Origin of the sequence: Providencia sp. PROV272 (assembly GCF_049901975.1) — a bacterium.
Lineage (GTDB): Bacteria > Pseudomonadota > Gammaproteobacteria > Enterobacterales > Enterobacteriaceae > Providencia > Providencia stuartii.
The window spans coordinates 3,723,053-3,736,197 of the sequence record NZ_CP096291.1; the positions used below are offsets into that span (position 1 = coordinate 3,723,053).

The window sequence follows — 13,145 nt, forward strand, 5'->3', positions numbered from 1 at the left end:
AGCTCATTACACCATGAATTTTGTCTTTTAGACGCACCAAGAGCACGATCTTACAGAAAGATAAACCGAAAATCGTCTAATATCGCATCTGATTGTATTTATAGTATTATAACGTTCGAAATATGTCTGTTGATGTTCAAAATGTGTATTTATATAACTAAAAGGAACATAAAACAGTTCAACGACTTATAGTTAACCAGATTTTTACGCAATTAAAGCAGATAGCTCTTAGACTTTAAAAATTTGTTATCGTTTGAGAATACTAAAGTTTATCATCTTTTATTTGGTTTATGATGCTAATAAATGCAAAGCGCTTTTTGACTTAAGTTTTTGTTAATCACAACACCGTTAGTATTCATTAAAGTACAATGAATATTCGACTAATTTGACAAAGCACTTACTGATAGTAAGTATTCGTTATACAATTCGCGCTCGCTAATCCGATTAACTGAAAAGCTACGCATGGAACAGAAAATGTCAAACATCGATTTTCAGCAAGTAGGCAAAGAAGTTCTCCATATCGAAAGTGAAGGCCTAAAAAACTTAGAACAATATATCAACGATGACTTTACTCACGCTTGCCAGCGCATTTTTGCCTGCCAAGGGAAGGTTGTTGTGATGGGCATGGGGAAATCGGGACATATTGGGCGAAAAATTGCAGCAACATTAGCCAGCACAGGTACCCCTTCTTTCTTTGTTCACCCCGGAGAAGCCAGCCATGGTGACTTAGGGATGATCACCAATAAAGATATTGTATTGGCGATTTCTAATTCAGGAGAGTCAAGTGAGATCCTTGCGCTGCTGCCTGTTTTAAAGCGAATTAAAGTTCCGCTGATCTGTATGACCAATAATCCCAATAGCAGTATGGGCAAATATGCAGATATCCATCTATGCATCAAAGTACCAAAAGAAGCTTGCCCACTGGGACTTGCACCAACCACCAGTACAACAGCAACGCTGGTAATGGGGGATGCTTTAGCTATTGCGCTACTGACGGCAAGAGGCTTTACGCCAGAAGATTTCGCCCTTTCCCACCCAGGTGGCGCACTAGGGCGCAAACTTTTACTACTAGTTCGTGATTTAATGAACGTTGGCGATGATATTCCGCATATTCCTCAAACAGCAACGTTACGTGAAGCTTTAATTGAGATTACTCGCAAAAAATTGGGGATGACGGTTATTTGTGATGACGAAATGAATATTGCTGGTATTTTTACCGACGGTGATTTGCGTCGTATTTTCGACATGGGCATCGATCTTAATAATGCCAAAATCGCCGATGTAATGACCCGTGGTGGAATTAGAGTGTCACAGAATATGCTAGCAGTAGAAGCACTCAACCTAATGCAGTCTAAACATATTACTTCGTTAATGGTTGCTGAAGGTAATAAATTAGTGGGTGTCTTGCATATGCACGACCTCTTACAAGCAGGCGTGGTATAAAAAGGAATGATTATGGATCCGCACTATCAGGATACCTGTTATGGCCCAGTCGCCGAGACAGTATTGCAGAAAGCCGCTAAAGTTAAATTATTAATCTGTGATGTCGATGGTGTTATGTCTGACGGACTGATTTATATGGGTAATAACGGCGAAGAACTCAAAGCCTTCAATGTCCGTGATGGATACGGTATTCGCTGCTTACTCACCTCTGGTATCGAAGTGGCGATTATCACCGGTCGAAAAGCCAAATTGCTTGAAGATCGCGCGAAGACATTAGGGATTACATATCTTTACCAAGGTCAAAGCGATAAGCTTTTGGCGTATCATGAACTGTTAGATACACTGAAGATAACAGAAGAAGAAGCGGCCTATATTGGGGATGACCTTATTGATTGGCCTGTTATGGCAAAAGTTGGGCTATCGGCAGCGGTTGCTGATGCACATCCATTATTACTACCAAAGGCAGATTACGTCACACGTCTTGGTGGGGGTAAAGGGGCGGTACGTGAACTTTGCGACCTCATCCTTCTAGCGCAAAATAAACTGGAAGAAGCTAAAGGCTTATCGATTTAAAGAATAAAGACACCCATGAGTAACGCTAAAAAGTGGTTAATTATCCTGTTATCATTGATAGCACTTGGTCTGATCGGCTGGAACCTTGCCGGTCTTGACACAGACACGCCCACAAACAGTGTCCTTGATAACAGCCAACCTAATTATCAAACCGATGATTCAGTGACATTTGTCTATAATCCAGCGGGTGATTTGGCCTATAAATTAGTATCAGATAAAATTGATAATTATACGGCTGAAAAAATCACTTGGTTTGCTAACCCTGTTTTAACAACATACAACGAAGTCGGTGTACCCACTTGGACTGTACGGGCGCTAAAAGCCAAGTTAACAAATGATAGAGTGCTCTATCTGTATAACGATGTACAGGCCGATAGTTTAAGCCCGGATTCCCAAATCCAACGGATTTCAACCCAAAGTGCCGTCGTTAACCTGATAACACAAGATGTTTCATCAGATGACAAAGTCACTATTATCGGGCAAGGCCTTAATTCTACCGGTCTAAAAATGCGCGGTAACCTGCGCTCAAGAACCGCAGAGTTAATTGAAGATGTAAAAACACATTACGTGCTACAAAAAGAAGAGCAAAAAAATGAATCAAGTAAATAAAAAGCGTTTTATTCAAGGAGCCGTTGCCAGCGCAATTTTTGCTCTTAGCGTACCAGCTTCTGCATTAAAAACTGACACGCAACAGCCAATGACGATTAATTCAGTCAAGCAATCCCTTGATTTAGAAAAAAATGTCACCACATTTACTGATGATGTCGTTATTAAGCAAGGCTCTATTGATATCCGAGCAAATAAGGTGGTTGTGACGCGCCCTAGCAGTAATTCAGATAAAATTACGATAGAAGCGTTTGGTAACCCAGTGACCTTCTATCAATTACAAGATGATGGTAAGCCAATTAAAGGCCGAGCGTCAAAAGCACGCTATGAGGTGGATAAAGAGCTCCTCACATTAACTGGCAATGCTTATCTTGAGCAGTTAGACAGTAATATTAAAGGTGATAAGATCACCTATATCGTGCCAACGCAGCAAATGGAAGCGTTTAGTGACAAAGGGAAACGTGTCACGACAGTATTATTGCCATCACAGCTACAAGAAAAAGGCCCAGCGGCAAACAACGGAAAGAGTAAATAATCGTTATGGCGACATTAACCGCAGAGAATCTGGCAAAAGCCTATAAAAAACGCAAGGTCGTTGAAGATGTTAGCCTTGAGGTGAAATCTGGCGAAATTGTTGGTCTTTTAGGCCCTAATGGTGCGGGAAAAACGACCACCTTTTATATGGTCGTCGGCATCGTCCAGCGGGATGCAGGCAAAATTACCATTGATGGTGAAGATATTAGTCTCCTTCCGCTTCATGAACGTGCGCGCCGTGGTATTGGCTATCTTCCTCAAGAGGCGTCGATTTTCCGTCGTTTGAGTGTTTATGATAATCTAATGGCAGTGCTAGAAATACGCCATGACCTCAACACTGAGCAACGCAAAGAGCGTGCAGAAGAGTTAATGGAAGAATTTAGCATTACCCATTTGCGTGATAGCATTGGCCAATCGTTGTCTGGTGGGGAACGTCGCCGCGTAGAGATTGCTCGTGCATTAGCAGCAAACCCGAAATTTATTCTATTAGATGAACCGTTTGCAGGTGTTGACCCGATTTCGGTATTAGATATTAAAAAAATTATCCAACATTTACGTGATTATGGCTTAGGAGTACTCATCACTGACCATAACGTACGTGAAACGCTCGATGTTTGTGAAAGAGCCTATATTGTCAGTCAAGGGCACTTAATTGCTCATGGCACACCTGAAATGATCCTAGAAAACGAACAAGTAAAACGGGTATATTTAGGGGAAGGTTTCCGGTTGTAAGTCATTGGTTAAGCATTCAATTGAGGTGGAGATAAAAGCACATTCATGAAGCAAAGTTTGCAGCTCAGAATCAGTCAACAACTTGCAATGACTCCTCAATTGCAACAGGCTATCCGTCTGTTGCAACTTTCTACGCTTGAGCTACAACAAGAGATCCAACTCGCCCTAGAAACTAACCCGCTTCTGGAACAAGAAGAAAACACCTCTGACTTAGACTCCCTTGATAGTCTCGATATTCATACTGACAGCAGTGAAATCGATACTAAAGATGCCCTTGAAAAAAGTGATATGCCAGATGAGCTTCCTTTGGATGCGAATTGGGATGAAATTTATACTGCGGGTACGCCATCGGGTACAAATAATGACTATAGCTTTGATGAGTTACCCGTCTATCAAGGGGAAACCACACAGACGCTGCAAGACTATTTGTTATGGCAATCTGAATTAACGCCTTTTACAGACACAGACAGAGCGATTGCTACCGCGATTATTGACTCAATTGATGATTCTGGCTATCTGACAACGCCAATAAAAGAGATCCACGAAGGTATCAATAACCCAGATATCACACTTGAAGAAGTGGTCGCTGTTTTAAAACGCATTCAGCATTTTGATCCGCTTGGTGTGGCAGCACAAGATCTAAAAGAGTGCTTATTGATCCAGCTATCCCTTTACCCAAAAGATACTGACGGGCTAGATGAGGCTCGGTTGATTATTAGTCAACATATTGATTTACTGGCTAATCGTGATTTTCGCCAGCTCAGTAAACTCACCCGTCTAAAAGAGGATGCTTTAAAAACCGCTATTGACCTGATATTGACGTTGAACCCTAAACCGGGCCAATCTATCAATACCGGAGAGTCGGAATATGTTATTCCCGATGTTTTGGTGAAAAAAATCAACGGGCACTGGCAAGTTGAATTAAATACAGATAGCATCCCTAAATTAGGTATCAATAATCACTATGCTTCTTTGATAAAAGATTCCGTGAACGAAAGTGATTCACAATATATTCGTAGTCACTTACAAGATGCCAAATGGCTGATAAAAAGCTTAGAAAGCCGTAATGAAACTTTGTTAAAAGTGGCGACTTGTATTGTAGAGCAACAACAAGAATTCTTTGAGTTCGGTGAAGAGTACATGAAACCCATGATATTGGCAGATATTGCTTATCAAGTGGATATGCACGAATCAACGATTTCGAGAGTGACAACTCAAAAGTTTCTCCATAGCCCGCGAGGAATTTTCGAGTTGAAGTATTTTTTCTCTAGCCACGTCAGTACCGATACAGGAGGTGAAGCCTCTTCAACGGCAATACGTGCGTTAGTGAAAAAACTGGTTGCTGCTGAAAACCCAGCAAAACCATTAAGTGACAGTAAATTGACAAGCATGCTAGCCGAACAGGGCATTCAGGTTGCACGTCGAACTGTCGCTAAGTACCGTGAATCGTTATCTATTCCGCCCTCAAACCAACGCAAACAGTTGGTTTAATTGATAAAATAAGGAAGGTTGTATGGAATTTCAGATTACTGGACACAATATTGAAGTCACCCCTGCATTACGTGAAACTGTTGAGAAAAAGATCAGAAAATTGGAACAATTGTTTGATCGCATTAACGGTATTCAAGTCATTCTGAAAGTTGAAAAAGTTCAGCAAATTGCTGAAGCAACTGTGCAGGTTAATGGTGCTGAACTCCATGCGTCAGCGGAAGAAAGTGATATGTACGCTGCAATTGACCAACTGGTAGACAAACTGTCACGCCAATTAACTAAACATAAAGAAAAACTGAGACAACACTAATACATTTATGGTGAAATCACAGGTTGATTTCAGGCCTTCACCAGACCTTCAATGTTTAGTGGCGGTCATTAGGGATTGTAAAAATAAGCGTCGAAAGCCAAACGGTTGGTTTTCAACGTATGAAACAACGCGAACAACAGTATGCGTTCTCAGTTTGTTAACAACAATCCCAAATCATACTGTGGTGTATAACTAATAAATGGCTTAAACCAGATGGTGGCATACACCATCTGGTTTTGTAGTCCTAAGTGAACAATAAAATGAACAGTGATATAGAAATCCAATTAAGCGCCGTATTATCTTCAGCTTGTACACGCAATAACCTTACTTGTACTAGTAAAAAAAGAGCACTTGAGATTATTAGTGAACTGGCTGCCGCAGAGTTGGGATTACCGGAAAACACGGTATTTGAAGCTTTACTCACCAGAGAAAAAGTAGGAACAACAGGTATTGGCGGAGGAATCGCCATCCCTCACGGCAAGCTAGCAGAAGGTGAACATACACAAGCTGTTGGTGTTTTTTTGCATCTGGAAGAGCCAATCGCCTTCGATGCCATTGATAACCAACCTGTTGATCTGCTTTTTGCGCTATTAGTGCCCGCAGATCAGTGTAAAACGCATCTACACACTTTATCATTAATCGCGAAAAAATTAGCCGACAAATCTCTTTGTAAGCGTCTGAGATCGGCACAAAGCGATGCAGAGTTATATAGTATTATTACTGAGTAGCCTATAATTAAATAACTTCGTCATCACAGGGTTACATGTCTATGAAATTTTGATATTTTCTATATAGCTGTACTGACATAGACTGTGATGTTCTGATAAGTAAGCAAACGATCTATTCAACTATCGGGGTCCTATGATCACCGAAAAGAAACAAAAGGGAGTTAGCTCATGGTGCTGATGATTGTCAGCGGCCGTTCCGGTTCGGGAAAATCCGTTGCCTTACGTGCGCTGGAAGATATGGGTTTCTATTGTGTGGATAACCTGCCGGTTGTGCTGCTTCCAGAACTGGCCAATTCACTCGCAGATCGTAATATTTCAGCTGCTGTGAGCATTGATGTGCGTAATATGCCTGACAACCCAGAAATCTTTGAAGAGGCTTTAGGTAGATTACCTTCTAGCTTTTCGCCGCAATTGCTATTTCTGGATGCCGATCGCAACACATTAATTCGCCGCTATAGTGATACTCGTAGATTACATCCACTTTCGAGCAAAAACTTGTCACTTGAAAGTGCTATCGATGAAGAAAATGAGCTTTTAGAGCCTTTACGGTCACGCGCTGATTTAGTGATTGATACCTCAGAAATGTCAGTCCATGAATTAGCCGAGATGCTCAGAACGCGTTTGATGGGTAAACGTGAACGAGAGCTAACCATGGTATTCGAATCTTTTGGTTTCAAACATGGTATTCCTATCGATGCAGACTATGTTTTCGATGTGCGCTTTTTACCGAACCCACATTGGGATCCGAAATTGCGCCCAATGACAGGCCTCGATCGCCCTGTTGCCGCATTCCTCGATAGGCACACAGAGGTACACAACTTTATTTATCAAACACGTAGCTACCTTGAATTATGGCTGCCTATGCTTGAGACCAATAACCGTAGTTACCTCACGGTGGCAATCGGCTGTACCGGAGGGAAACACCGTTCGGTCTATGTCGCTGAGCAATTAGCTGATTACTTCCGTTCTCGTGGTAAGAATGTACAATCTCGCCACAGAACCCTAGAAAAACGCAAGTAATGACCTTAAAAGCGACAATCACATTAAAAAACCGGCTTGGTATGCATGCTAGGCCGGCAATGTTACTTTATGAATTAGTTAAAAAATTTAACTCTAAGGTTATTTTACGCAATAATAATCAGATTGAGGCTGAGGCCGATAGCGTTATTGCGATGTTGATGTTAGACTCAGAGCAAGGAAGTACCATTGATATTGAGGTTAGCGGCCCTGATGAGGATCAGGCTTTATCCGCGATTATTAACCTGTTCGAAAGTGGATTTGATGAAAGCTAGTATAATCCACCATTTATTTATGAACTAAATATCAATAATTTTACAAGTATTGGCTCAAAGATCGTGATCATGATCTCTTCCTTTTGGAGCTTGAAGAGCCTAATATTTTATACAATTTTATCACAGCGACACCCCCTACCTTATTGGGTGGGGGGTGTTTGCTTTGTACGTCTCTATTGGAGTGTGGTATGACAAAGCCAACAATTATTATCAATGATTTAGATGCAGAACGCCTAGATGCACTGTTGGAACAAGCAGCTTATGCGGGTACCCCAGTTGCTGACGCACTGAATGATGAACTTGATCGTGCAGACATCCTGTCACCACAGGAAATTCCTGCTGACGTCGTCACAATGAACAGTACGGTGCGTTTTCTTGATTTGATTAGCAATGAAGAACGCACACGCACTTTAGTTTACCCAGCCTCTTTAAAAGATAGTGCTGAGCAGCTCTCTGTTATGGCGCCAATCGGTGCGGCTTTGCTTGGTCTGCATGTTAATGATGAGATCAGTTGGGCATTGCCTAATGGTGTTGAAACACGCGTAAGAGTACTCGAAATTATTTATCAGCCAGAAGCCGCGGGTGAATACCATCGTTAATGGTATAAAATCGCCTAACTTAGCAATAACATCAATGTATTAAATAAGCAGGCTGACGTTAACAGAATAAAAAATGGGTTTCCCACGATAGGCTTTGCAGGCAAAGCGCTTGAAGCCACTTTATCAGGCAAAAAATAAATCTATTCTGTTTATTGATAAGGCACTTCAAAAGGAGTGCCTTATTCATTTGAGCAAATTACTCTCCCGCAATACTCATTTCAGGTAACAATACAGAGCCACACTGAATATTACTGCGAGTTTCAATATCATCGGCAATCGTGACGATATTTGCCCACATATCTTTTAAATTACCTGCTATTGTGATCTCGCTGACAGGATATTGGATCTCACCATTTTCCACCCAAAAACCGGAAGCACCACGTGAATAATCTCCGGTGATCCCACTGACCCCTTGCCCCATCAGTTCAGTAACAACCAGTCCTGTTCCCATTTGTTTTAGCAATGCTTCGAATGACAGCCCCTGACCAGCAATACGCCAGTTATGGATCCCTCCAGCATGCCCTGTACTTTGCAAGCCTAACTTTCTGGCTGAATAAGAGGTCATTAGCCACGTTTGCAACACACCATTTTCAATAATATTGCGCTCAGTGGTGCGAACCCCTTCACTGTCGAATGGCGATGACGCTAATCCACCGATTAAATGCGGCTGTTCAGTGATGGTTAACCAATCAGGTAAAATTTGCTTACCTAAGCTATCGAGTAGAAAAGAAGATTTGCGGTAAATACTACTTCCACTAATTGCCCCAACAAGATGACCAAACAACCCTGTCGCCACTTCAGCAGCAAAAATAACAGGTGCCTTCATCGTTGGCAGCTTTCTCGGTGAGAGGCGTGCCAATGTACGACGAGCGCACTCTTGCCCCACCCATTCAGGCGATTTCAAAGCACTTAAGCTGCGCCCGATGGTATAAGCATAATCACGTTCCATTTCACCATTTTGCTCTGCGATCACACAACTCGACATCGAATAACGGCTTGAGCAATAGCTTTGTAACATACCGTGAGAGTTACCAAAAACCCGCACGCCATAATGACCATTAAAGCTTCCCCCTTCCGTATTCACAATACGCGGGTCAACCTTAAGTGCCGACATTTCCGCTTGTGACGCCAATTTAATTGCTTCTTCAGGAGTGATATTACTGGCTTGGAATAGTTGTAAATCAGGGGCATCAAAGGCTAATAGTGACTTCTCAGCAGGGCCTGCACATGGGTCTTCCGATGTATAACGGGCAATGTCTACCGCAGCTTGCACTGTACGCTCAATCGCTTCGGGGCTTAAATCTGTTGAAGAGGCGCTCCCTTTACGTTGGTTGTGATAAACGGTGATCCCAAGTGCGCCATCACTATTGAATTCAACATTTTCGACTTCACCTTGACGGGTACTGACACTAATTCCAGTGCTTTTGTTCACAGCAACTTCAGCGGCATCACAACGACTTTTTGCAAAATGAAGCGCCCGTGCAACCGCCTCTTCTAAATTTTTACGTTGTTCGCTGACTTGTTCAGTTAAATTCATCGATTCAATCCACATAAAATGGGGGAAACCCGGCTTTTTTTACACCAACTCACAAATGTCGGGTGTCATCAGGGCTTTTTCCCAGTTACAATACATAATATATGAATGTTAACATCCACAACGCGGCAGGTCATGCAATTACACGCTGCGTTCTGTAAAAAGGAAATCGATATATGGCCAAACAGCCTGAAGACTGGCTGGATGATGTCCCAGCGCCGCAAGATGAAGACGATGATGAGATCATTTGGGTCAGTAAAAGCGAAATTAAACGCGATGCTGAAGTTCTCAAAAAACTGGGGGCCGAACTTGTTGAATTAAGCAAAAATGAACTTGAGCGCATTCCACTTGATGCTCAGTTACTCGATGCCATTGAACTGGCACAAAAAATCAAGCGTGAAGGTCGTCGTCGCCAACTACAATATATTGGTAAGTTGCTACGCTCTCGAGACGTTGACCCCATCACAGAGGCTTTAGATAAACTGAAAAATCGCCATAATCAGCAAGTTGTCATTCTGCATAAGCTTGAAGACCTGCGTACACGCCTTATTGAAAATGGTGATGATGTTATCGAAGAAGTCGTTGCTCTGTTTCCCCATACAGATAGACAACAACTTAGGGCATTGGTACGTAACGCTAAAAAAGAGCGTGAAGGCAATAAGCCACCAAAAGCCTTCCGCCAAGTTTTTCAATATTTAAAAGAGCTGTCCGAAAGCGCTTAAATCACCATCCCCTATACCACTCACAATATGCTATAGGGGATGATGTCAAAAATAGATTAAAAACTAACCCCTAAACATTGCCTTGCTTCTTTTATATCAACTTCATATTCACCCATAATGAATTTTTTAAGGTTCTCTCTGAGTACGATTGCATCAATAATTGTTTGATCTTCTAAGACACTATCAATAACCAATGTATTCCAATTTTTGACGGCTAATAGTGCTTGAACCACCTGATTACCATAGAACGGATTATCACTCTTTAGAAAATTAGCGATATATTGTAGCTTAGGAAGTTTTTGTAAAATATTGATATGACTTTCTTCCATATAGAGAATTGAAAAAGAGAGTTTTTTTAATTTTTTTAACTCAGAAAACTCATCAGGTAGCCATCTCATTTTATGATTATAACTCATATCCAAGTGTGTAAGATGTGTTGACTTGGTTAATGCAATTGGAAAAGTATCCATTAGACAATGGCTTATATTCAGTTCATATAATTTGGGTTGTGGTGCAGTAATATTGATATTTGCATTACCCGATAGCAGTAACACCTTTAAACTTTGAAGTGCTTTGTCGATAAGAAATAAGGTTTCTTCATCTTGAAAACCAAGATCTAAATATTCTAAATTGACTACCTGATATAAAATACAAGGGAACTCGGTAAAATTACAATGGCTTAACAGCAGTTTTTTCAGTTGATTGAGTACAGGTAGTCTTTCGGGTAAACTTGAAATAGTGTTAAAACTTAAATCAATGGATTCTATCTGATTGATATTTAATATGTCTATTGGAAATTCAGTCAACGAGCAGCACGCTAAATTAATGGATTTTAAATGGTCAGTCTGCATGCCCTTCAACGATAATTCTTTTAGCGGATTATTTGATAAATCTAGCTCTTTAATATTTTCAAGCTGAAATATTTCTTCGGGTATTTCTGTAAGATTTAGGTTAGACAAATTAAGTTTAGCATTTTTTGATGCTTTAAACTTATCTATTGCCTTCTGAACTTGACTTACTATATTACCATTTTTCTTAATCGAATTACCTTTTTTTATCGCCTCAATGATTTTATCTATTTTGATATTTTCTTCGGCGTCATCATAATACTTTCCAGATAATACGTCTTTTGCATGATACCTTAAATCTTGGAAACCTAAAAAGATACCTTTACTCCCCTTATCATAGATTGAAAAACAGTGGTCATCCGAAATAATATATTCCGCTGTGACTTTACCTGTTATATTTATCACTCCATGATTATAAATTCCTATCATGGTTTGCTCAACAGTCACATCCCCCTTGATGATAATACAAGCTCCCCCAAATGCTATGTTCTTAGCTGATACATTCCCTTTTACAATAACGGTTGGACCATAATCTACATTACTTTGAGTTAACGCATTTTCGATAATAAGGTCTTTTTCAAAAAGAATAATAGTCCCTCCCATCTCGTCTATATCATCAATTTCTAAAGAGTCCAATGTGACACTTTCTTTGACCCGTAAAAGTCGGCCGTTATAATAATCCTCAAGATAACTAGGTAGAAACTCGAGATGGTATTTTTTAACACAATCGGAAAAACTGATGTTTATTCTTTCAAAAAAATTCATTTCCCTTACCTTATTTAGCATTATTTTATTATAATAAATCTAGCTTTAGTCATAAATATTCAATTATCATTAACTTTGCGATAAATGTAAAATGATTAAACCCAATAACAGTAGAATAATCATTATTAGGATATAAATAACGTAATAATCCTAAAAAACGTTAACTATCTTGCATTTGCTTGATAGTCATACAATGTCTCCGTATGATACTGACGTTAATCATATTCTTACCCGTATTATCGCGGCTGCTATCCCCGATAACCTTATGTGGAAGATATGGATAATTCAAGAAATCGAGCATGGCGTAGAGCCAAAAATAGAATCCACTCGCCGCGAAAAAAACGAGATCGCTTTCCCGCTGAGAAAAATTGGAAACAGATGTATGGGCGTAGGAAAAAATTATTCGCGCGACACAGCTAGGTATGGCATACCCCCAAATCAGTAACAGACAGCTTGCTCTGAAAGGTTTGGAGGAAATACATAACAGTAAATGAATATTTTATTTATTTGTAGTCGTAACCAATGGCGTAGCCCAACCGCAGAGCAAATTTGGCGCCACCATCCAAGCTGGTCGGTACGCTCTGCTGGCACCAGTAGCAATGCAAGACGCCGAATTACCGCAGATTTGCTCCGTTGGGCTGATGTTATTTTTGTCATGGAACAAAAACATAAAGATCGGCTAAAAGCCAATTTTACTCGCCTACTCGAACACAAATCACTTTATGTACTCGATATTCCTGATGAGTATCAATACATGGACCCGCAATTAATTGAGATACTTAAAGATATTGTTCCAAGTTATCTCAGCGAGTTTATCCCGTAAGAAATGACGATAAGTGAAACCTTTTTTAATTACCCTTAAAGAAGGTTTTATCACAAAATTGATTGAGCCAACATCGAACCTACCGTGTTATCTATTTTATGATTAAAAAAACATTTTATTGGCTTATTCAATATAAAAACCCATA

Annotated in this window: 15 protein-coding genes; 13 read left to right on the forward strand and 2 right to left on the reverse strand. The window is 40.4% G+C overall.

Features of this window, described 5'->3' with window-relative positions; translation table 11 throughout:
- The first annotated feature begins 474 nt into the window (after positions 1-474).
- From kdsD to rnk, 11 genes are all read left to right on the forward strand, one after another.
- Positions 475-1,443: an arabinose-5-phosphate isomerase KdsD gene (kdsD, locus tag M1E93_RS17235; protein ID WP_014657575.1), complete on the forward strand. Its 969-nt coding sequence runs from the start codon at positions 475-477 to the stop codon at positions 1,441-1,443.
- 12 nt (positions 1,444-1,455) lie between these two features.
- The gene (kdsC, locus tag M1E93_RS17240) at positions 1,456-2,016 is read left to right on the forward strand and encodes a 3-deoxy-manno-octulosonate-8-phosphatase KdsC (protein ID WP_014657574.1); all 561 of its coding nucleotides are present in this window, start codon (positions 1,456-1,458) and stop codon (positions 2,014-2,016) included.
- Positions 2,017-2,031: 15 nt separating this feature from the next.
- Positions 2,032-2,625: an LPS export ABC transporter periplasmic protein LptC gene (gene lptC / locus M1E93_RS17245; RefSeq protein WP_004925475.1), complete on the forward strand. Its 594-nt coding sequence runs from the start codon at positions 2,032-2,034 to the stop codon at positions 2,623-2,625.
- Entirely contained in the window at positions 2,609-3,157 is a 549-nt protein-coding gene (lptA, locus tag M1E93_RS17250) for a lipopolysaccharide ABC transporter substrate-binding protein LptA (protein WP_004925478.1), read from the forward strand. Before lptC ends, lptA begins: the two co-directional genes overlap by 17 nt.
- A 5-nt stretch (positions 3,158-3,162) precedes the next feature.
- Entirely contained in the window at positions 3,163-3,888 is a 726-nt protein-coding gene (lptB, locus tag M1E93_RS17255) for an LPS export ABC transporter ATP-binding protein (RefSeq protein WP_004925481.1), read from the forward strand.
- Between the two features lie 45 nt (positions 3,889-3,933).
- Positions 3,934-5,379 (forward strand): RNA polymerase factor sigma-54, encoded by a 1,446-nt coding sequence (gene rpoN / locus M1E93_RS17260; protein ID WP_004925484.1) that lies wholly within the window; start codon positions 3,934-3,936, stop codon positions 5,377-5,379.
- Between the two features lie 22 nt (positions 5,380-5,401).
- Positions 5,402-5,689, forward strand: coding sequence for a ribosome hibernation promoting factor (hpf, locus tag M1E93_RS17265; protein ID WP_004925485.1), 288 nt, complete (start codon positions 5,402-5,404; stop codon positions 5,687-5,689).
- A gap of 260 nt (positions 5,690-5,949) precedes the next feature.
- Positions 5,950-6,417, forward strand: a complete 468-nt coding sequence (ptsN, locus tag M1E93_RS17270) for a PTS IIA-like nitrogen regulatory protein PtsN (protein ID WP_004925489.1) — start codon at positions 5,950-5,952, stop codon at positions 6,415-6,417.
- A gap of 168 nt (positions 6,418-6,585) precedes the next feature.
- On the forward strand, positions 6,586-7,437 hold the full coding sequence (gene rapZ / locus M1E93_RS17275; RefSeq protein WP_004925493.1) for an RNase adapter RapZ: 852 nt from the start codon (positions 6,586-6,588) through the stop codon (positions 7,435-7,437).
- Positions 7,437-7,709, forward strand: a complete 273-nt coding sequence (gene npr / locus M1E93_RS17280) for a PTS phosphocarrier protein NPr (protein ID WP_004925495.1) — start codon at positions 7,437-7,439, stop codon at positions 7,707-7,709. Before rapZ ends, npr begins: the two co-directional genes overlap by 1 nt.
- A gap of 188 nt (positions 7,710-7,897) precedes the next feature.
- Entirely contained in the window at positions 7,898-8,308 is a 411-nt protein-coding gene (gene rnk / locus M1E93_RS17285; RefSeq protein ID WP_004925498.1) for a nucleoside diphosphate kinase regulator, read from the forward strand.
- A gap of 196 nt (positions 8,309-8,504) precedes the next feature.
- On the opposite strand, the gene pmbA is transcribed toward rnk, so the two are convergent.
- On the reverse strand, positions 8,505-9,845 hold the full coding sequence (pmbA, locus tag M1E93_RS17290; RefSeq protein ID WP_014657572.1) for a metalloprotease PmbA: 1,341 nt from the start codon (positions 9,843-9,845) through the stop codon (positions 8,505-8,507).
- Between the two features lie 173 nt (positions 9,846-10,018).
- Here pmbA and yjgA point away from each other — a divergent pair, with 173 nt between their 5' ends.
- Positions 10,019-10,564 (forward strand): ribosome biogenesis factor YjgA, encoded by a 546-nt coding sequence (gene yjgA / locus M1E93_RS17295; protein WP_004925504.1) that lies wholly within the window; start codon positions 10,019-10,021, stop codon positions 10,562-10,564.
- Positions 10,565-10,620: 56 nt separating this feature from the next.
- Here yjgA and M1E93_RS17300 read toward each other — a convergent pair whose 3' ends face one another.
- A complete protein-coding gene (locus tag M1E93_RS17300) occupies positions 10,621-12,177 on the reverse strand; it encodes a leucine-rich repeat domain-containing protein (protein WP_174822187.1) in 1,557 nt (518 codons plus the stop codon).
- Between the two features lie 490 nt (positions 12,178-12,667).
- On the opposite strand from M1E93_RS17300, the gene M1E93_RS17305 reads away from it, so the two are divergent.
- Complete coding sequence (locus M1E93_RS17305) at positions 12,668-13,000, forward strand: low molecular weight protein tyrosine phosphatase family protein (RefSeq protein WP_004925512.1); 333 nt, start codon at positions 12,668-12,670, stop codon at positions 12,998-13,000.
- Positions 13,001-13,145 lie beyond the last annotated feature (145 nt).